This window comes from Chryseobacterium sp. UYP7 (assembly GCF_056279225.1).
This window is the reverse complement of record NZ_JBWBQW010000007.1, coordinates 177,666-199,046: the sequence shown is the minus strand read 5'-3', so window position 1 is coordinate 199,046 and position 21,381 is coordinate 177,666. Positions and strand designations below refer to the sequence as shown.

Annotated in this window: 16 protein-coding genes; 8 read left to right on the top strand and 8 right to left on the bottom strand. The window is 37.1% G+C overall.

Translation table 11 applies throughout. The features are described 5' to 3' along the window. Window positions 1-6: 6 nt before the first annotated feature. A complete protein-coding gene (locus tag ACZ9HT_RS14350) occupies window positions 7-666 on the bottom strand; it encodes an SDR family NAD(P)-dependent oxidoreductase (protein ID WP_476041183.1) in 660 nt (219 codons plus the stop codon). 16 nt (window positions 667-682) lie between these two features. Continuing rightward, the gene (locus tag ACZ9HT_RS14345; protein WP_476041182.1) at window positions 683-2,755 is read right to left on the bottom strand and encodes an alpha-ketoacid dehydrogenase subunit alpha/beta; all 2,073 of its coding nucleotides are present in this window, start codon (window positions 2,753-2,755) and stop codon (window positions 683-685) included. Between the two features lie 219 nt (window positions 2,756-2,974). On the opposite strand from ACZ9HT_RS14345, the gene ACZ9HT_RS14340 reads away from it, so the two are divergent. The 3 genes from ACZ9HT_RS14340 (at window position 2,975) to ACZ9HT_RS14330 (ending at window position 10,315) form a co-directional block, all read left to right on the top strand. After that, complete coding sequence (locus ACZ9HT_RS14340) at window positions 2,975-4,621, top strand: peptide-N-glycosidase F-related protein (RefSeq protein WP_476041181.1); 1,647 nt, start codon at window positions 2,975-2,977, stop codon at window positions 4,619-4,621. 237 nt (window positions 4,622-4,858) lie between these two features. Then, on the top strand, window positions 4,859-9,511 hold the full coding sequence (gene dnaE, locus ACZ9HT_RS14335) for a DNA polymerase III subunit alpha (RefSeq protein ID WP_476041180.1): 4,653 nt from the start codon (window positions 4,859-4,861) through the stop codon (window positions 9,509-9,511). A gap of 150 nt (window positions 9,512-9,661) precedes the next feature. Then, entirely contained in the window at window positions 9,662-10,315 is a 654-nt protein-coding gene (locus ACZ9HT_RS14330) for a response regulator transcription factor (protein ID WP_476041179.1), read from the top strand. Window positions 10,316-10,468: 153 nt separating this feature from the next. On the opposite strand, the gene ACZ9HT_RS14325 is transcribed toward ACZ9HT_RS14330, so the two are convergent. Both ACZ9HT_RS14325 and ACZ9HT_RS14320 read right to left on the bottom strand, forming a co-directional pair. Beyond that, window positions 10,469-11,308: an arsenite methyltransferase gene (locus tag ACZ9HT_RS14325; protein ID WP_476041178.1), complete on the bottom strand. Its 840-nt coding sequence runs from the start codon at window positions 11,306-11,308 to the stop codon at window positions 10,469-10,471. 26 nt (window positions 11,309-11,334) lie between these two features. After that, entirely contained in the window at window positions 11,335-11,664 is a 330-nt protein-coding gene (locus tag ACZ9HT_RS14320) for an ArsR/SmtB family transcription factor (RefSeq protein WP_476041177.1), read from the bottom strand. A 168-nt stretch (window positions 11,665-11,832) separates the two neighbouring features. Between ACZ9HT_RS14320 and ACZ9HT_RS14315 the strand changes: the two genes are divergently transcribed. The 4 genes from ACZ9HT_RS14315 (at window position 11,833) to ACZ9HT_RS14300 (ending at window position 16,627) form a co-directional block, all read left to right on the top strand. Continuing rightward, the gene (locus tag ACZ9HT_RS14315; protein ID WP_476041176.1) at window positions 11,833-12,450 is read left to right on the top strand and encodes a TetR/AcrR family transcriptional regulator; all 618 of its coding nucleotides are present in this window, start codon (window positions 11,833-11,835) and stop codon (window positions 12,448-12,450) included. Next, on the top strand, window positions 12,434-13,750 hold the full coding sequence (locus ACZ9HT_RS14310; protein ID WP_476041175.1) for a TolC family protein: 1,317 nt from the start codon (window positions 12,434-12,436) through the stop codon (window positions 13,748-13,750). Before ACZ9HT_RS14315 ends, ACZ9HT_RS14310 begins: the two co-directional genes overlap by 17 nt. 89 nt (window positions 13,751-13,839) lie before the next feature. Further along, complete coding sequence (locus tag ACZ9HT_RS14305) at window positions 13,840-14,955, top strand: HlyD family secretion protein (RefSeq protein WP_476041174.1); 1,116 nt, start codon at window positions 13,840-13,842, stop codon at window positions 14,953-14,955. Window positions 14,956-15,046: 91 nt separating this feature from the next. After that, a complete protein-coding gene (locus ACZ9HT_RS14300) occupies window positions 15,047-16,627 on the top strand; it encodes a DHA2 family efflux MFS transporter permease subunit (RefSeq protein WP_476041173.1) in 1,581 nt (526 codons plus the stop codon). A gap of 388 nt (window positions 16,628-17,015) precedes the next feature. Here ACZ9HT_RS14300 and ACZ9HT_RS14295 read toward each other — a convergent pair whose 3' ends face one another. Beyond that, window positions 17,016-17,918, bottom strand: a complete 903-nt coding sequence (locus ACZ9HT_RS14295) for a magnesium transporter CorA family protein (RefSeq protein WP_476041172.1) — start codon at window positions 17,916-17,918, stop codon at window positions 17,016-17,018. A 92-nt stretch (window positions 17,919-18,010) separates the two neighbouring features. Between ACZ9HT_RS14295 and ACZ9HT_RS14290 the strand changes: the two genes are divergently transcribed. Further along, window positions 18,011-19,033, top strand: coding sequence for a 3-oxoacyl-ACP synthase III family protein (locus ACZ9HT_RS14290; protein ID WP_476041171.1), 1,023 nt, complete (start codon window positions 18,011-18,013; stop codon window positions 19,031-19,033). A gap of 39 nt (window positions 19,034-19,072) precedes the next feature. On the opposite strand, the gene ACZ9HT_RS14285 is transcribed toward ACZ9HT_RS14290, so the two are convergent. From ACZ9HT_RS14285 to ACZ9HT_RS14275, 3 genes are all read right to left on the bottom strand, one after another. Next, on the bottom strand, window positions 19,073-19,255 hold the full coding sequence (locus tag ACZ9HT_RS14285; protein ID WP_476041170.1) for a hypothetical protein: 183 nt from the start codon (window positions 19,253-19,255) through the stop codon (window positions 19,073-19,075). Between the two features lie 129 nt (window positions 19,256-19,384). Beyond that, on the bottom strand, window positions 19,385-20,227 hold the full coding sequence (locus ACZ9HT_RS14280; RefSeq protein ID WP_476041169.1) for an isoaspartyl peptidase/L-asparaginase: 843 nt from the start codon (window positions 20,225-20,227) through the stop codon (window positions 19,385-19,387). A 100-nt stretch (window positions 20,228-20,327) separates the two neighbouring features. Further along, on the bottom strand, window positions 20,328-21,215 hold the full coding sequence (locus ACZ9HT_RS14275) for a cyanophycinase (RefSeq protein WP_476041168.1): 888 nt from the start codon (window positions 21,213-21,215) through the stop codon (window positions 20,328-20,330). Window positions 21,216-21,381 lie beyond the last annotated feature (166 nt).

Sequence of the window (21,381 nt, the reverse complement as noted above, 5' to 3'; positions counted from 1 at the left end):
GGGTTTTTAGACTTCTCTGTATAAAATTTCCTTTTGATTTTTTCCGGTAAAGATTTCCCAGTAAGCTTTTGCGATTAGATCAGGATCAAAAAAAGTTCCTGCTTTTACGACACCACCAATTGTAACGGTTGCAACATGAATGCCAAAAGGTGAAAGTTCATCACCTAACGTAAAAGTAAGATTTCGCAATCCTGCTTTACTTATAGAAGCTGAAGCCCGTGATGCAACAGGATTTAAAGCCAACATTCCACCCGTGAATATAATGGTGCCGCTTTTCCGTTCCTTCATTTTTGGAATTACCTGTTGGGCGCTGATTAAAGCTCCGACAACATTCACCGTAAAATCATTCAGTAATTCATTTTGACTTAAAACGGAAGGTTCATTAATTGAATTAGCACCTGCATTGTAAACTAAAACATCTGGAGTGCCGTAATTTTTTTGAATTTGATCAAATGCTGCAATAACAGATTTCGGTTCGGAAGAATCTGCGATAATACCGTAAGATTCAATATTTAATTTCTGAAGATCTGCCAACTGCAAATCCAGAGAATGCTGTTTACGCGCCAGAAGAATTACTTTAAATCCATTTCCTCCAAATTTTCTGGCGATTCCTGCGCTAACTCCCGGTCCAGCTCCCAGGATTACCAATAATTGTTTATTTTCCACGATGATATTTTTACTGTTATTGAGTTAACATTTCATCTATTTTCTTAGATAGTTTTTCAGCGTTTGGAAGCATTTCTTTTTCCAAAACCAAATTAATTGGAACTGCAGGCAAATTAAGTGAACCCATCGCTTCAACTGGTAAATCTAAATATCGGAAACAATTTTTAGAAATTCTTTGTGCAAAAGCTTCTGCAAAAGAATTATTAATTTGCTCTTCAGTTAAAACCAGACATTTCCCATGAAGTTTTGCGCGTTCGAAAACCAATTTTTCATCCAGAGGAATTAAGGTTCTCAAATCGATGATTTCAACTCTTCCAGAGAAATTTTTCGCAGCTTCTTTTGCCCAGTAAATTCCCATTCCGTAAGTAACGATGAGCATTGTTCTGCCTTTTTCGGTTTCGGATTGATCGGCTTCTAAAACAATATTTCCTTTTCCAAAAGGTAAAATATAATCTTCTGCAGGTTCGATGGTTTTAGCATCTTCTGTTCCGGGAACTTTACTCCAGTACAAACCTTTGTGCTCCAGCATGATTACCGGATTGGGATCATAATAAGCAGCTTTCAGCAAACCTTTAAAATCTGCTGCATTGCTCGGATATGCGATTTTTATTCCTTTAATATTACACAGAATACTTTCGACACTTCCGCTGTGATAAGGTCCACCGCCGCCATAGGCTCCGATGGGAACTCTAATGATATTGCTGACCGGAAATTTTCCGTTGCTTAGATAGTTAGATTTGGAAACCTCCGTGATCAACTGGTTAATTCCGGGATAAATATAATCGGCGAATTGAACTTCAACAATTGGTTTTAAACCAACTGCGCTCATTCCGACTGTCGAACCAATAATGTAAGCTTCCTGAATTGGCGTATTGAAAACTCTTTTGTTTCCGAATTTTTTTCCTAAAGTCACCGTTTCTCTAAAAACCCCCCCGATTCTTTCTCCAACATCTTGTCCGTACAACAAAGCTTCCGGATGTTTCCACATGATTTCCTGAATGGCGTGAATGGCTGCGTCAACCATCACAATTTTTTCAGGATTTTCTCCTTCTCTTTGTCCCACTTCAGCTGTAATTGGAGTTTGAGCGAAAACGTGATCTTCAACAGATTCAGGTTTTGGATCTTCTGCAGCGATAGCTTTTTGAAAAGCCTGTTCAACTTCTAATCTTGCTTTTTTTTCTATTTGTTTTAGAAGTTCTTCGTCGGTGCCTTCTTCTATTAATCTTTTTCTTAAAATAACTCCTGGATCTTTGGCTCTGTGTTTTTCCAGATCTTCTTCATCCCGATAAAATTCTCTTCGAACGCCGGAAGTGTGGTGTCCGATCAAAACCGTACTTGCACAAACCAACATTGGTTTTCGTTCTTCACGAACAAAATCAACAGCTTTTTTCATGGCTAAGAAACTCGCTTCGAAATCCGTTCCGTCCACTTTCATTCTATTAAGACCAACAAAACCTGCTGCAAAATCATAAGCATCTGAAGTTCTGGCTTCTTCTTTCGTCACAGAAATTCCCCATTCATTATCCTGAACCAAAAATATAATGGGCAACTGATGAAGGGCGGCAAACTGAAAAGCTTCTGAAACTTCACCTTCCGTGATGGAATTATCTCCAAAACTACAAACTACGACTGGATTATTATCAAATTCCTGCAAATTGAATTCCTGAATATATTGAATTCCCTGCGCAACTCCTGTCGTCGGAATCGCTTGCATTCCGGTTGCGGAACTTTGGTGAATTATTTTGGGTAAATTTTCAGCGCGACTCGATGGATGTGAATAGTAGGAACGTCCGCCAGAAAAAGGATCTTCTGCCTTCGCCAGCAGTTGAAGCATTAATTGATAAGGTTCGAAGCCCATTCCGAGCAACATACTTTCGTCCCGATAATAAGGAGAAACCCAGTCTTCTTTCGTCATTTGATAGGCGGTGGAGAGTTGAATCGCTTCGTGACCGCGGGAAGTAGAGTGGACGTATTTGCAAATATTTCGGTTTTCTTCGTAAACATCTGCAGTTGCTTTGGCAACCATCATGTGTTGAAATGCTTTGAGCAAAATATCTTTCGAAACCTTTTGTTTTGTATCAATTTCCATAGTCAACAAAGATAAAAATTTAAAAGTAGTGGGAAACTGATGCTTTAAGATTTTTAGAACAAACCTTCTTAGTCAATAATTTAATTGAAATGATTACAACTATTTAATTTAAAACACTTTTCAAACCAACCTCAGAAATTTAAAAATGTTTATAAATACTGAACATATTTGTTAGAAAAAGCAATTTTTTATTTAAATTTACTTAATAAAATTAATAAAATGAAAAAAAATCTATTGATTACATTATTCGCCGTTTTCATAGGAAATTGCTTTTCAGCCCAAAATATCGCTGTTTTTAGCAATGTGCCTTTTTACAGCATGTACAATTATTTGGGACCTGGAGAAGTTCTTCCACCAGAGGCTTTTACTGAAATTCCCGCTGGAGCGATCCGCATGCATGCCTATGAAAGAGACGTTATTTCGAGAAAACTTTCTGCAGAAGAAATTGCAATGTTTGGTTCCTCTGTAAAAATGAATATTGATATTATTGCAGCCTGTGATAACTACGACCGGTTTGCAGGCGTAAGTCTGGCAATGGTCCCGAAAGGTAGTTCAACATACAGTTGGGATCAGGCAGACGTAAAAAGAATTGAATTGGGAAGAATTATTACCCCATTTTTGAATAAGAATAAATCACCAACGTCGGTTCCCTACAGTTTTCAATTAGATAATTTATCTCAGATCGTCAATAGTCCAACCTTGGCGGCGACGTATGATTTTTGGATTGAATTTCGTGCAGACGGATATTCGGCAGCAGCGCAAACACAGGTTGCAGGTTGCGCAGGTCGCACGGATGTTTTCCGCGGAAATTTAAGTTTCGTCACTACAGGAAATGCGTCAACATCTGAAAGTTTTCTATTGCCTTTAAAATACCGGGAGAATTTAAATAATTACAATGCAACCGATGTTCCCGGAACGACAACCAGAATCGTGAATTTTACGTTGGCTCAAAATGTTGATAATGCGAAGTTATTCCTCACAATGTCTAATCACGGCGCTAATGCTGGCGGCGAGGAATATATTAGACGGGAACATTTTGTTTACTTAGATGATCAGTTGGTTTTTCAGTACAAACCAGGTGGAAAAACTTGCGAAGATTTTCGAATTGTCAATACGCAGGGAAATGGAATTTACGGCACCGTACCAAAAACCTTGAGAAACTGGCTATCTTTCAGCAATTGGTGTCCGGGAGACGCGATCCCGAACAGACAAATATCTTTAGGAAATCTTACGGCAGGAAATCACAGCATTAAAATTACGGTTCCGACAGCAGTCTTTGCAAACGGAGAAGGATATTTTCCGATTTCGATGTACATTCAAAACAGTGGAAATGGACAGGTCGTTTGTTCGGCTCCTTTAAATTTGAAGGTAAAAGAACAGATCGGTACTTCTTTTAAAGTCAACTGGACGGAGACTGGAGCTTCTACAAACTGGGAATCTTTATCCGGCAGAAAAAATGCTTATGCTGAATCCTACGATGTTTATCAGCAAAATACAGTTATTCCCGAAGCGCAACGCGATAATCTTGTGGTGAACTTTTTCTATGAAATGTACGTAAGATCAAAATGTACGAATGATATTTCGAGCGAATGGGTTGGTCCGGTTTATACCGATCAAATCAAACTTGGTACAAATGATATCGGTTTGAACAGCTTTTCTGTTTATCCAAACCCTGCAAAAGAAAATATCAACATCAAAACTTCAGAAAAAATTTCGAAAATAACAGTGTTTAATAGGGAGGGAAGAAAAATTACAGAAGGAAATTCAAATTCAATTAATGTTTCTAAATTTCCCACAGGAACGTATGTGATGATGATCAATTTTGAAGATGGTAAAACGAGTACTCAAAAATTCATCAAAGAATAAACAAATTTAAAGTCGAATACTTTTAATGGAAAATTTATAACAGAAAGAATATTTCCACGAGATTTAGCCTGTGAATAAAAGTTTACAGGTTTTTTTATAGGTCTTTTCCAAAAATAATGTAAATTGAATTTGATGGTAATTTAATCCCCTAAAAGAAAAATTCTTTAAAAGTTTTCCTAAATTCCCACTTTTTTTTAAAGAAATTTTAGCCTAATTTTACAAAAATTCTTCCTTTTAATGTATTTAATCTTCGATACTGAAACCACAGGTTTACCCAAAAATTATAACGCACCGCTCTCTGATTCAGACAATTGGCCTAGAATGGTACAGATTGCTTGGCAACTTCATGCTCAAGATGGAACGCTGCTCGAAAATCAGGATTACATCATAAAACCCGAAGGTTACGATATTCCTTACAATGCCAGCAGAATTCACGGAATTTCAACCAAGATGGCAAATGCTGAAGGAAAGGATCTGCAGGAAATTTTAGTGGAATTTCAGGAAGTTTTAAAGAAAGCGCAGGTCGTTGCCGGTCACAATATCGATTTCGATTATAAAATTGTTGGTGCTGAACTGTTCCGAAAACAAATTGAAAATACTTTAGAAAAAATTCCTTCCGCCGATACCATGGAACTGGGGACAAATTATTGTCAGCTCGGTGGTGGCAGAAATGGCAGATTTAAATCTCCAAAACTGACAGAACTTTACGAAAAACTCTACGATAAAAAATTTGATGAAGCGCACAATGCAGCCGCCGATGTAAATGCAACCGCACAGGTTTTTTTCGAAATGATGCGGATCGGAATTATTCCGGCGGAAAAACTTAAAATTTCAGAAGTTGAACTTCAGCAGTTTATCAATGATCATTCTACTCCGATTCAACCCTTCGGAATTATCATCAGAAGACAGGTTGCCGGTTCCAAAAAGAAAAAGAAAGTTGATTTCGGAGATACTGATGATATTGAGATCGGAGATTATTTCAATTTTCATAATCACAGTATTTATTCCTCGCTTCAAGCTTCATCCAACATTCAGGAATTGATCAATAGAGCTTTAGAAAATAATTTTTCTGCGGTCGGAATCGTTGATCTGGGAAATATGATGGGTGCTTTTAAATTTGTTTCTGAAGTGGAGAAAACAAATGGAAACATCAAAAAGAAACATCAGGAATATTTAGATCAAAAACAAAAAGCGCAAGAAGCAGGAATTTCATTCAACGAAACTGAACCTCGAAGCAAGCCTTTAATTCCAATTATTGGTTGCGAATTTTATATCTCTGACCGGCCGGAAAAGAAACAGTTTACAAAAGATGATCCCGATCGCAGAACGAATGTAGTTCTGCTGGCGAAAAATATGAAGGGGTATAAAAACCTCACCAAATTATCGAGTATCGGGTACGTGAACGGATTTTATTTTGGAGTTCCACGGATCTCAAAACAAATGATCACCGAATATAAAGAAGACCTGATTGCTTTAACCGCCGGAACTTTAGGCGATATTCCAAGCACTATTTTAGAATTCGGGGAACAGAAAGGCGAAGAAGTTTTCAAATGGTGGAATGATACTTTTAAAGAAGATTTTTATGTGCAGATTCAGAATCATGCAGTGGAAGAAGAGGAACATTTAAATGATGTTTTGCTGGAATTTGCAGAGAAATATGAAACAAAAATTTTGGCGCAAAACGAAACTTTTTATACTGAGAAAGCCGATGCTCATATTCAGGATATCTTGTACTGTATCAAAGACGGAGAGAAATTGTCGTCACCGGTAGGAAAAGGTTTTGGGAAAAGAAGAGGTTTGCCAACGCACGATTTCTATATTAAAAATGAAGAGGAACTGAAGCAAAGTTTCCGTCAGTTTCCGGATGCTTTTGAATCTTACACCGAATTTCTGGCGAAGTTTGAACCTTATACTTTAAAGCGCGACGTTCTGCTTCCGGAGTTTGGAATTCCAGATGAATTCCTGAGTGAGGAAGATAAAATTGATGGCGGCAAAAGAGGAGAGAATTCGTATCTGAGATATTTAACGTACGAAGGTGCTGCAAAAAAATATACCGAAATTACAGATGAGATAAGAGAACGGCTCGATTTTGAACTGGGAGTAATCGCAAATACCGGTTATCCAGGTTACTTTTTAATTGTTCAGGATTTTTGTGAAGAGGCCCGTAAAATGGGAGTTTGGGTTGGTCCGGGTCGTGGTTCCGCAGCCGGTTCTGCCGTTGCTTACTGCACCGGAATTACAAATGTTGATCCGATCGCATATGATCTGCTTTTTGAGCGTTTCTTAAATCCAGAAAGGGTTTCAATGCCCGATATCGATATTGATTTTGACGATGAAGGCCGCGATAAGATCATTAAATGGGTGGTTGAAAAATATGGAAAAAGCAATGTTGCTCAGATTATCACGTACTCCGTTTTAGGTGGAAAATCTGCTATAAAAGATGCCGGAAGGGTTTTAGATGTTCCGATTTTTGAAACCAATAATATTGCAAAATTAATTCCTTCAACACCGGGAATGAATATCGCGAAAGCCTTTGCTAAATTTGATAAACTGGCGCCGGAAGATAAAGCGCTGGCGCAGGAAATGAAAGATATTCTGGCGAATCCAAAAGATGAACGCTACGACGTTCTTTCTGCAGCGCAAAAGATGGAAGGCTGCATTCGGAATACGGGAATTCACGCATGTGGAGTGATCATCACGCCGGAAGATATTTCAAACCTTGTTCCGATCACAATCGCGTCTAAAGATGCAGATATTTTGGTTTCTCAGTTCGATAATTCCGTGGCAGAAAGCGCTGGTTTATTGAAAATGGATTTTCTTGGTTTACGGACTTTAACCATCATTAAACACGCCATTAAACTCATCAAAGAAAAACATGGGATCGAAATTGATCCTGATTTAATTCCACTAGATGATTTGAAAACCTATCAACTTTTTAAAGAAGGTAGAACGGTTGGGATTTTTCAATATGAAAGTCCCGGAATGCAGAAATACATGCGCGAACTGAAACCAACCAAGTTTGGGGATCTAATCGCCATGAATGCTTTGTATCGACCGGGACCAATTAAATACATTCCGACTTTTATCAACCGAAAAAATGGTTCTGAAGAAACGACTTACGATTTAGAAGAAACCAAGGAATACTTAGAAGAAACTTACGGGATCACCGTTTATCAGGAACAGGTAATGTTGCTTTCCCAGAAACTCGCCAATTTCACGAAAGGGGAAGCGGATACGTTACGTAAAGCGATGGGTAAAAAAGACCGGCCAACACTGGATAAAATGTATCCAAAATTTCTGGAAGGCGGAAAACTCAATGAACTTGATGAAACCAAACTCAATAAAATCTGGAAAGATTGGGAAGCTTTTGCAGAGTACGCTTTCAACAAATCGCACTCCACCTGTTATGCCTTAATTGCTTATCAAACCGCCTACTTAAAAGCCAATTATGCGGCAGAGTATATGGCGAGTGTCATGTCCAATAACATTAATAACACGAAGCAGATCACTCTGTTTATGGAGGATTGCCAAGCGATTGGGGTAGATGTTTTGGGACCTGATGTGAATGAATCTCAGTATGCTTTTGCCGTGAATGAAAAAGGTCAGATCCGTTTCGGTTTAGGTGCTATCAAAGGAATTGGCGAAGGTCCGAGTGAAGCAATTGTTGCCGCCAGAAAAGAGGAACGGTATAAAAATATATACGATTTTTTTGAGAAAATTCCGTCTTCCCAAATGAATAAGAGAGTTGCGGAAAGTTTGGTCGTTGCCGGCGCTTTCGATGAGGTCGACCGTTATCACCGGGCGCAGTATTTTGATATTGATACTACCGGGAAAACCAATATAGAAAGACTTTTACGTTACGGACAAAGTTTTCAGGACAACATTAATGAAATAGAAAATTCCCTGTTTGCAGATTTTGCAGATGAGGTAAAAATTGAACAGCCCAAAATTAATCCTGCTCCCGAATGGCAGAATATGCACAAACTCAACAAGGAAAAAGAAATTATTGGCTTTTACCTTTCAGCGCATCCGCTGGATGAATATAAATTTCAATTTCAGTTTATACAAGGTGCTTTGACTAAAAAAGAAATCCTGGAAGGAAAAAAGGAAGAAGAAGTAGAACTCGAAAAAATTATTGTGCCGCTCGATGTTGCCGATGATATTTTGGATAGTGATGAAGATTTAATCGATCTTCCGGCCGAAGATGGAGAAGAAGATGCTTTACTTGAAGAACCCACTAAATTGGTGGAGCCAAGAGGGAACTTTAATTTCCTGAATTTAGATGAAATCGAAAACTTTAAAAACACAGTATTTGCCAATCAGCAACCCGATTTATTTAACAACGATAAATTAAGCTGGAAGGAAAAGCAGGCTTTAAAAAATAATGCACCAGAATATATGGTTTCCGGCTTAGTTACCGAATATACCGTGAAAGATGGTAAAAACAGCGGAGAGAAGATCGCCTTTTTAACTTTGGAAGATTACAGCGGAAGTTATGGTTTTCGGCTTGGTGACCGGGATTATATGAAACTTCGGGATAAAATTGATGTTCAGCGTTTTGTTATTTTTAAAGTTAAATTTTCTCAGTCTAATGATGGAAGAGTTTTCGTGAATGTTTCTGAAGTCATCGATCTGAAAGATGCTTTCGAAAAATTCGCTAAAAAAATGACAGTCGTTGTTGATATCAATGATTTGCGAAGAGAAGATGTAGAATTTTTCAAAACAAATTTCATCAATACCGACGGCGAACATAAACTTAATTTTTATGTAAAAAATCCCGACGATCAATCTACGATGGAATTGATCTCGATGAAAGCACATGTTGATATTAATGGCAATCTTTTAGAGATAATTCACGAAATGCAGAAATACGAAGTTTTCCTAAATTAAACCTCTGTTTTACGACTAATCGATTAAAAAATTATTTGTAAAATCATCTATTTCGATAAATAATTCAGATTTTTTTTCAAAATAGGGTGAAAAGGACGGTGATTTTCTGTCTTAAAGTTATTAAATTCGTAAAAACCTAAAACACTTTTTATGAAAAAAGAACTTATCCTCTACGAGAATCAATTCCTTTATTTAGAATGCGTTCGTTGTTTTCTCGATCAAAGTCACTTAACAAAAAATTACGATTTCAAAGGAACCGTAGATTTCGAAGATCTGGAAACATTGGTTTCGGAAAATTCAGAAATTTTAATAATGAATATTTCGGAACTCAACGTTAATGATGTCTTAGAACAGATAGAAATTCTACTAACGCAATATCCCGCTTTAAAGATCGTAGTTCTTTCCCCGAAAACGGACGTTAGATTAATTAAAAAATTCTTCGACAAAGGCGTTAAGAGTTTTCTTACCAAAAATACGGATAGTAAAGAATTTCTTTCTGCGTTGCAGGATGTGATCGATGATAAAGTGTACATTAATGAAGACACGAAAAATTCGCTTTTCAATTTCATTTGTAATGTTGATGAGAAGCCGATTAAAAAATTAGGGATCGAAGAATTAACAGATAGGGAAAAAGAAGTTCTGTATTTAATTTGCGAAGGTTGGCGCACGAAAGAGATCGCCGAAAAACTTTTTATAAGTACACACACCGTAGAATCACACCGCAGAAACATCATGTTAAAACTCGACGTACGGAATTCCTCTATGTTAGTGAAATTTGCAGTAGATCATAACCTTTTGAGCTAATTTTAAAGTTTCTCAATACATCAGTTGACCCTCTGAAAATCTGATATTCGTAACTTATGTTCGTACAGAAGCCCGTGAGACATATTAAAAAAGCCGCTTGATTTAGTTATGAGACAACTTCTTAAGAAATTTACTACACTGTTTTTTTTGATTTTAACAACAACCCGAATTCGATTCGCAGCATTGCTCACTTTTTTCTGTATAAACAGTAATGCTGTAAATTTTAGTTTCTGAATTTTTGTAGCGCTGAATTTCCTCTTCGTTTAAATAATTTTTTAAGATGTCATCTGGAATGATAATGGCTTTTTCTTTTTGAAGCGTTAAATTTTTAAAGCCGGATTCTTTAATAATATTCAGATAATCTTCTTTTTGAATGGCACTTGCAACACAACCTGCGTACATTTCTGCGGCATTTTTAATTTTCTGCGGCAAATCTCCAGTGATTACAATATCTGAAATAGAAAAATGACCGGTAGGTTTTAAGATCCGATAAACTTCTGCGAAAGCTTTCGGTTTGTCCGGAACCAAATTCATCACGCAGTTGCTCACAACAACATCTGCAAAATTAGCAGTCATCGGAATGTTTTCAATGTCACCTTGTCGAAATTCTACATTTTGATAGTTTAACTGAATGGCATTTTTCCTAGCTTTTTCGATCATAGCTTCCGTAAAATCAATTCCGATCACGCGACCATCTTCACCCGTTTTTGCACGGGCGATGAAGCAGTCGTTTCCGGCGCCACTGCCTAAATCCACTACGGTATCTCCTTTTTTTATTTTGGCAAAGTTCGTGGGCAATCCACAGCCTAAACCCAGATCCGCATCTTTTGCATAACCCTTCAGATCGTCATATTCTTCGGACATAATATTATAAATTTCCGTACTGCAACCTCCTGTTCCACAGCAGGAAGAGGCATTTGTTTCTTTATCCTGTAAAGCAATTTCCGAATATTTTTGCTTTACCATTTCTTTGATTTGTTCGTTCGTTTCCATTTTCTAAAATTTTTTTAGTTGATCGTTTAGCAACAGTTGTTTTGTTTTTCTATTTTATGAAAGATCTGCGAAATAAAATGCTCTAGTTTATTAAAGGTTTCCGGATTAATGCAGTAACAGATGGCTTTTCCCTCAATGCTTCCCTGAATTATTCCAGCGCTCTTTAACTCTTTTAAATGCTGAGAAACCGTTGCCTGCGCCAAAGGTAATTCCGCAACAATATCATTGCAGATACAAGTATCCACAGATAATAAATATTCTACGATTGCAATTCGGGCAGGGTGCGCCAAAGCCTTAAATAGAATCGCAATTTCATTTTGTTCCTGAGTAAAATGTTCTGTTTTAGTAATTCCCATAATTTATTTTGAAAAGTATTTCAGTAGAAATAAGATTTTGATATTGCAATATTACGATATTAAATTAACTGCCAAAATTTTTTTGCAGAAATATTAAATAAAAATCAATCGATTGATTGATTTAATAAATAATAGTTTAACTTTGCATCCGCAAAATCATTAAAAATTATGCTTTCAAAAGAAGAAAATATTTTATTTAGCGCCGAAAAACTCTTTGCTCAAAAGGGCTTTGCAGGAACTTCCACGCGAGAAATTGCGAAAGAGGCCAATGTTAATATTTCGATGATTTCTTATTATTTCGGATCCAAAGAAAAACTTTTCGAAAGCATCTTTGAGTTTCGAATGAACGAAAGTCTGTCTTTTGCGAAAGATGTTTTAGCGGATAAAAACAGCAACGAGTGGGAGAAGTTAACCACTGTAATGGATCGGTATATCGACCGCGTAAAGAATCTTAAAACGTTTTATCTCATTATGCAGCGCGAACAGCTCGCTAATAAAAATGAACATATTACCAATGTTTTAAAAGAATCGAAAACGGGATTTCTGGAGATTTATAAAGAGCTGATCGAATCTGGATTAGAAAACAAAATTTTCTCTAAAAAACCGCGATTAGAGTTTCTGCATTCTACGATTTCGGGAACAATTTTCAGTGCTTTAAATACTTTACCGATCTATAAAAATTTTTATAACGGTGACGAAGAATATGAGAACCTTTATTTTGAAGAACTCAACAACCACATCAAAAACGTTTTAAAATACCTTTTAGGTTATGAAAAAAATATATAATTCCATTTTTGCGCTCTCCTTTTTAATAGTGGGAGTTTCTGTGAACGCACAGGAAAAAAAATCACTCAGTTTGGATAAGGCGGTTATGCTTGGTATTCAAAATTCTAAAAATCTGAAGATTGATGAAGCGAAAATACAGGAAGCTACAGCCAATTATTTAGAAGCTAAAAACAACAGACTTCCGAGCCTGAAAGTTTCCGGCAGCGCTTTGGCACTTGCAAATGCAGATGTTAACTTAATGATCGGGCAATCTTCTTCAGGCGGTGGCGCATCACCCAAAGCAAAATCTGCATTTTATGGTAACATAGCGGCGTCTTTACCTTTATTTGCAGGTGGTCGTATTAAATATGGTATTCAGTCCGCAGAATATTTGGTTGAAGCCTCAAAGCTTAGTACCGAAAATGATAAAGTAGCCATTGCTTATAATGTTTCGCAAGCCTACAACAATCTATTTAAAGCCAGTCAGGCGATTAAAGTTTTTGAAGAAAATCTTTCGGCTTCCCAAAAAAGAGATCAGTCTTTTCAGAAATTAGAAGATAACGGGATCATCGCAAGAAACGATAAGTTGAAGGCGAATCTGCAAACTTCAAATATTGAACTTCAGTTACTAGATGCTCAGAACAATTACAGTATTGCGGGCATTAATATGGATCTGCTTTTAGGACTTCCGGAAACCACAGTAATTGAAATTGACGAAAATTACATTTCGGAAATTTCAGAAAACAGAGCGGTTTCATATTACTTAAATGAAGCGATCGGAAACAGAAAAGATCTGCAGGCTATCGATTATCAAAGAAAAGCAGCAGAACTTGGTTACAAATCTGCGAAAGCTGAAAGTTTGCCAACGATTGCTTTAACTGGAGGTTACATTGCAGCTGACATTCCGAAAATTTTGACCATCGTAAATGCGGCGAATATTGGGGTTGGAATTCAATACAACATCGATAATCTCTGGAAGAAAAATTCTTCATTATTAAAAGCAGATGCTCAGCAGAAACAGCTTTCTGCAACCAACGATCTGCTGAATGATCAGATTAAACTGGAAGTGAACCGGGATTTTCAGAATTCAGAATTCGCGAAGAAGAAAATTACAGTTTATGAAAAAGCTGCCGATCAGGCGAATGAAAATTATCGGGTTACCAAAAATAAATTTGATAATGGTTTAGCGACCATCACAGAATTATTAGATGCAGATGCCGCGCAAATTATTGCCAATGTAAATGTGGTAAACGCACAGGCAGACGCTGCTTTGGCTTATCGAAAATTATTGCAAACTTCCGGGATTTTAACTTTAAGATAAAAAGCGAGCGCTCTCAAACCCGAAAAAATGAAGAAAAACACCTTCGCAACTGCGTAAAAAATAAAATTTAAAAAAAGAGAAAATATCAAATGGAAAATAACATTACTCCAGAACAGCCGGAACTTTTCCCGGAATCAAAGAAAAAGAAAAGCAGGATCTTCCCGATCATATTAGCAATAGTTTTAATTGTGGGTGGATTTTTCGGATACCGGACTTATTCTTTTTCGCAAACTCATGAATCGACTGATGATGCACAAATCGCCTCGAATATGAGTCCTGTAATTTCTAAAGTTTCAGGTTACGTAGAAAAAGTTTATGTAAAGGATAATCAATTTGTGAAGAAAGGAGATACGCTGATCATTTTAGACGACAGGGATCAAAAAATGGCTTTAGAATCTGCGAAAGCTGCGCTGGGAACGGCGAGAAGCAATATTTCTACAGCCAGAGCAACTACAAATGCAGCCTCCCAAAATATTAATTCAACAACCGCTGCGATTGCAACCGCAAATGCTCAGATCGAAGCTGCAAAAGTAAACGTTTGGAAATCTTCTCAAGATCTAAAAAGATACAGCAATTTAGTAAAAGATCATACCATTACGCAGCAGCAATATGAAACGGCTTTGGCAGCTAAACAGTCTGCAGACCGCCAGTTACAGGTTCTGGTCGATCAAAGAAATCAGGTTTCACAACAGACCGGAATTGTGAATTCTCAGACAGCAGCAAGTTCCGAGCAGATTGGAGTTGCGAGTTCTGTAGCAAAACAAAGAGAAGTTGATGTTGAAAGCGCTGAACTGAATTTATCGTATACCGTGATTCTTGCGCCGGAAGATGGATTTGTTTCTAAAGTTTCTACACAGAAAGGTCAGTTTTTACAGGCTGGAGCTCAACTTTTTAGTTTAGTAAGAGACAACAACAACTGGATTGTCGCGAATTTTAAGGAAACGCAGCTTGCGAAAATGGTCGAAGGTCAAAAAGTAGACATCGAAATCGATGCTTTCCCGGATCATAAATTTGAAGGAGTGGTAAGTTCATTTTCTCCGGCAACGGGTTCTACATTCTCTCTTCTGCCACCGGATAATGCAAGTGGAAACTTCGTGAAAGTGGTGCAAAGACTTCCGGTAAGAATCGATTTTGATAAGCTCGATCCAAAAATTGCGAAAAAACTTCGCGCTGGAATGAATGTAAAAGCGACCGTTAACTTATAATAATGTAATTTTTTTTGAATGTTGATTTGAAAGTTAAAACTGACTTTCGGGATTCTTCCATTCAATAAAAACTTCAAACATCCAGCAAAAAATGCAACAGGATTCATTAGTCGAATACGGCTCCCGACGACTTATCATTACCGTTACGGTGATCATGTGCGCCCTTTTAGAAATTGTAGATTCCACCATTGTAAATGTGGCATTAAATGAAATGAAAGGGAATTTAGGTGCCACACTTTCAGAAGTAGGTTGGGTGATCACCGCTTATGCCATTGGAAATGTAATTATTGTTCCAATGACGAGCTGGCTTTCTGCTCAGTTTGGACGTCGAAATTATTTCGCGGCCTCTATTATTATATTTACGATTTTCTCTTTTCTCTGCGGAAATGCAACCAATATTTGGGAACTTGTTTTTTTCCGAATGATGCAGGGAATTGGTGGTGGAGCACTTCTAGTAACTTCTCAAACAATTATCACTGAATCTTATCCCATAGAAAAACGGAGTATGGCACAGGCAATTTATGGTTTGGGGGTAATTATTGGACCCACTTTAGGACCACCGCTTGGAGGATATATTGTTGACAATTATAGCTGGCCCTATATTTTTTACATTAATATTCCACTAGGGATCGCAGCTACGGTCATGACTTTACAATTTGTTCGGAGTCCGAAATTTGCGGAGAAAAGAAAGGCCAGAGATGTCGATTGGTATGGTATTCTTTTACTTGCCATTACAGTTGGTTCCTTACAATATATTTTGGAACGAGGACACGAAGAAGATTGGTTTGATAGTGGAGTTATCGTCTTTCTAACGGCGTCTGCAGTAATTGGCTTTATTCTATTTCTCTGGCGCGAACTCACCTACAAATATCCAATTGTGGAATTACGCGTTCTAAAAAATGGAAATCTGCGAATTGGTACCGCAATGTCTTTCATCTTAGGTTTCGGTCTTTATGGATCAACGTTTATTGTTCCATTATATACCCAAAGTATTTTAGGTTGGACAGCCTTGCAATCAGGAGCTTTAATGATTCCGGCAGCGTTAACAACGGCAGTCATGATGCCAATTATCGGACGATTATTAACCCGCGGTGTCAAGCAGCAAATTCTGGTTTCTCTGGGACTACTAATTTTCTTTGTTTACAGTTTCTGGGGGTATAATATTTTGACTCCAAGTACGGGGAAAGATGATTTCTTCTGGATGTTGATTGTACGTGGAATGGGTCTGGGCTTATTATTTATTCCGATTACTTCTTTAGCCTTAAGTACATTAAAAGGTCAGGAAATTGGTCAGGGCGCGGCCTTTACCGGAATGATGCGACAGCTGGGTGGCTCGTTTGGAATCGCAGCAATCACTACTTTTATCGCGAACCAAACTTCGATTCACAGAGCCAATCTTTCCCAGTATTTAGATGTGAACAGCTTCGATGTACAGCAAAGAGTTGCAGGTTTAAAAGCAAGCTTTATAACAAAAGGATTTTCCCCCGATTCGGCCTTAGAAGCAGCCTATAAGGTTTTGGATTTAAGTGTTTTGAAACAGGCTTCCGTGCTTTCTTATATGGATGTCTTTCTTTATCTCGGAATTCTATTTTTAGTTTGTATTCCGTTTGTATTATTCGTGAAGGAGAGAAAGGGTAGGGAACCGATCGATGTTAGCGACTCAATGCACTAATTATTTTTTAAAAATTACTGAGATTAGTACTCAATATTTTAAATGTTTATGAAAAGCCGCAGATTATTTCTGCGGCTTTTTAATTGCGCGTTTTTTTGAATTATTCATTTTCCACCAACCTTACTAATCGTCATGAATGTAGCGCATTCTGAATATCATTTAAGTACACTACAATAAATGGACTGTCATAAATTTAACTTATTTCGAAAATAGATTACGATCAAAGTGGCTTCGGGTGGAACTATATAAAGTAGAATTAAACATTGAGAAGCTATTTGTTAATCCGTATAAAGTACAATAAATGACTTTTCTCTGCCAGATTACTTTATTAATTGAAGTTATTTCAAATCTAATTTTAATTTTTCTTAAAGCATATTTTTCTGAAAAATTACCACCGTTTCTTTCGCACAAACAAAAAGGTTAAAAGTGCTATAAATCCCATCAAACCCAATGTGAAAAAGTATCCCAATGGTTGATGAAGTTCCGGCATATTATCGAAATTCATCCCGTAGATCCCTGCAATAAAAGTAATTGGAAAAAAATACATAGAATAGATCGCCAAAACTTTCATTACCTGATTCGCCTTTTGATCACTCATCGCCAAAAACATCGAAATAAGATTGGTTACCTGCGCATTCAGATGTTCAAAATCGGTAATAACATCTTTGTGTTTATCCTTTAAATCGGTGATCTCAGTGTCATCCAGTTTTAAAATTTTAAACTTGTCGATCCAGTCGGAGGAGATATTAAGGATTCTCGCGTTGAGACCTGATTTCCTTTTGAGTTGGTACAATCTGCGGATCTGATTGGAGCTGTTTGTGTTTTTTAAAAAAATCTCAGTTTCAATATTATCCATCGTTTCCATTAGACTTTGGGACTCATCATCGAAAGATTTCATCACCTTCAAAGCCAGTTCCAAAGCGATGGATTCCGGTGTTAATTCAGCATTTTCGGGCAACAGAATTTCTTTTTTAAATTCGTAGACACTTCTGTTTTTCATGCGGTGAACCGTGATAATGATATTCTGCAGCAGAAAAACGCCCAGCTTTGTCGAAATATCGCTTATCGTATTTAGATTTGCACGCTCCAGCTCAGTGTTTTCGCGCATCAGAAAGAATTTCACCAAATGATCCTTTTCAAATTTAGGAAGGTGGTTGGGATCAATCGTATCCTCCAGCAGAAGCATATTGATCTCATATCTTTCATGTAAAAAATTCAGATCGTCTTCCGTCGGAGCTTCTACATCAATCCACTCACAATGCTCGTTCCGGTAAATTATTTCTATTGGCATTTCACAAATTTAATCATAATTTCAAGTTAAATTTAAACTTTTTTATTATGTTTCAAATATAATTTATCTTTGTGTATATAAAATAAAACTTCATGATAAAAAGTATAATTAAAGGCATTGGTCATTATGTTCCAGAAAATGTAGTAACAAATGATGATTTGTCGAAACTCATGACTACGAACGATGAGTGGATTACGGAAAGAACCGGAATAAAAGAACGTCATCACCGAAAAAATAGAAATGATGCAGAAGAAACTACCTCTTATCTTGGGTTTAAAGCTTCTGAAAAAGCCTTAGAAATGGCTGGTTTAACAGCAAAAGATATCGACTTTATTGTTTTTGCGACGCTTTCGCCGGATTACTATTTTCCGGGTTGTGGCGTTTTGCTGCAGGAAAAGTTGGGTTGTGACACCATTGGTGCATTAGATGTGAGAAACCAATGTTCCGGTTTTGTTTATGCGATGAGTGTTGCCAATGCTTTTATTAAGGCCGGACAGTATAAAAATATTTTGGTCGTTGGGGCAGAAATTCATTCTTTCGGTCTGGATTTTTCTGATGAAGGTCGAGGCGTTTCTGTAATTTTTGGCGATGGAGCAGGAGCGGTTATTCTTTCGGCTTCTGAAGATGAAAACGCCGGAGATATTTTAGCTTTCAACATGCATTCTGAAGGGAAATATGCCGACGAACTATGTACAAAATTTCCGGGTTCAAAATATGGTTGGAGCGACAGAATGCGTTTGGAACCGGAAAATGTAACTAACGCCGAAGTTTATCCGGTTATGAACGGTAATTTCGTTTTTAAACATGCGGTGACAAGATTTCCCGAAACAATGGAAGAAGCTTTGAAATCTGCCGGAAAAACGGTAGAAGATTTAGACATGTTTATTCCTCATCAGGCGAATTTGAGAATTGCACAGTTTGTACAGAAAAAATTCAATTTACCAGACGAAAAGGTATTTAACAATATTCAGAAATACGGAAATACTACAGCAGCGTCTATTCCGCTTGCTTTAAGTGAAGCGATTGAAGAAGGAAAAATTAAACGGGGAGATTTGGTTCTTCTTTCAGCCTTCGGAAGTGGTTTTACCTGGGGTTCAATTTTATTTGAATACTAAAAACAAAAAATGCGTCGGTTGACGCATTTTTTTTGATCTTTATTTTACCGAGATTGAATCGGCTTTTTGCCCTTCGTCCTGAAAAGCAGCAGAATCAACGCCTGCATTTCGTTTTTCTTCAACGCTGTGATTTTCTTTAAAATCTTCACGTTTTTCCTCTTTTTGTGCACAACTGGCAAAACATAAAGTTCCCAGAATTGCAAAGACTAATAATTTTTTCATGGTATATTTTTTTTGAATGTTATATTGTTGGAAAGATTGATTATTTGAATTTAAATACTGGACGAATCTTAAATCCTTTTTCCAAAATCCTTTTATTTAAAGATGAAAAGATAAGGAAATAAAATATTCTTAATTGAAAATTTCGAATGCACTTCCATCAAAACTTGCAAAAACCATGGTTGGATAAGAATCCTGATGGTAGATATTTCCTTCTTTATCAATTGCGATCGCGCCGGCAAACCCATCTATTTCTTTCAGTTCTTTAAAAGTTTTTTCGAAAGCTTCTTCGATCAACATTCCGTCCGTAACCCGAATTACAATTTTAGTTGCGGTCGCGTTGCTCACAATATCTTCGCCAACTCCGGTACAACTAACGGCGCAAAATTGATTGGCAAAGTTCCCAGCTACGGTTGCTGAATCTGAAATTCGACCAACAATCTCGAAGCCTTTTCCACCGGTTGAAGTTCCTGCAGCTAATTTCCCCTCAGAATCTAAGGCAACACAGCCAACGGTTCCTTTGCCGCCATTTTTTAATTTGGCTTCATATTCTGTTCGGCGTTGCGGAATTTCTGTAGAGAAATCGTTGAAACCATTTTCTGATGCATATTTTTTCGCTCCGATTCCACCAAGAACACGATCGTCCTCTTTCATTAGGATCTGAGCGACCTGGATTGGATTTTTTACATTTTCAATATTAATAACGCCCGAAAATTTCTGTGTGCTGCCGTTCATTAAGGAGGCACTCATTCGGATTTTACCGTCGCTTTGAATTTGGGAACCTTTTCCGGCATTATAGAGCGAATCATCTTCTAACATTGAAATTGTGTAAACCACTGTTTCTTCCGCAGAATGCGTTTTCAAAAATTCAAAAGCTTTCCCGGCGATTTCTTTCAAGGAATTTTGCTTGGCCGTTTTCACTTCTTGGCTTTGATCGCTTTCGGAGAAAAATCCCCCGTGTATAATAACTTTCATTAATTTACTTTTTTTTGATGATTGTTTCTAAGACAAAATCGAAAGAATTTTTAAAAGCTGAAAATAGCTGTATCGATCTTCGACTTCTTTAGAATTGAGTTTAAATATCTTGTGGAATTGGATTGTACTGAGAATTTACAATGGTAAGATCTTTCGTTTTCAAATCGAAAAAATCATTTTGGGAGAGAACATGTACGATAAGATTATCAATAGAAATCGGTTGTCCAAGTTCGATATTGGTCAGGTTCGTATCTTTTATAAATCTGCCATCGACCAAAATAACGAGTCCGGAACCGATCGCCGTCATCATATCGCCATCAATATAAAGTCCGGTATCTTCGCCTAGACCAATTCCTAAAGTTCTTGGGTTATTTACTACTGCCTGAAAAAGTCTTCCGATTCTTCCGCGCTGTACAAAGTGGGTATCTACAATTACGTTCTCAATAAAACCTAAACCTTGTGTAGTTTTAATCTCACCTTTTAATAAAGCTTCATGACTGGAACCCTGGTAGATCATATTTTCAGAAGCTGCAGCAGCTCCCGCAGAAGTTCCGGCATAAATAAAATTCTGTTCCTGATATTTCAATAGAATAGCATCATGAAATCTTGTTCCGCCCAAAATTGAAGTCAACCGAAGCTGGTCGCCGCCTGTAAATAAAACCACATCTGCAGCGTTCGCTCGGGCAACAATAGCATCGCTGTTTGCCTGTTCCCGATTTTGAATATCTAAAATATTCACAAATTTAGATCCCAAAAATTCAAAAGCTTTTTTATATTCCGGACCTACAATTTGAGGGATCTGCGAGGCGGTCGTAATAATCTCGATGACCGAATCTTCTTGCAAGCGAGACTCGTCGATGATTTTACGTAAAATTCCCCGTTCAAAAAAATTGAGATTTTTCTCTACATTGTGGTCGTACTCGGTTTCTGCGAAGCTTCCTTTGTTCACGGCACCACCAATAATCATTAATTTTCCTTTTGGTCTCATTGCCTGCAAATTTAGAAAAAATATTAATTTCTAGTATTATACTTTATCGAAAATCCAATCCATTTATTGATATTGATCTGCTTAATTTTCATTGTTTTAGTTGTCATTTTGAAAAAATATTATTAATTATTAAGCATTTCTTTTATCTTTGAATTTGAATTAAAAA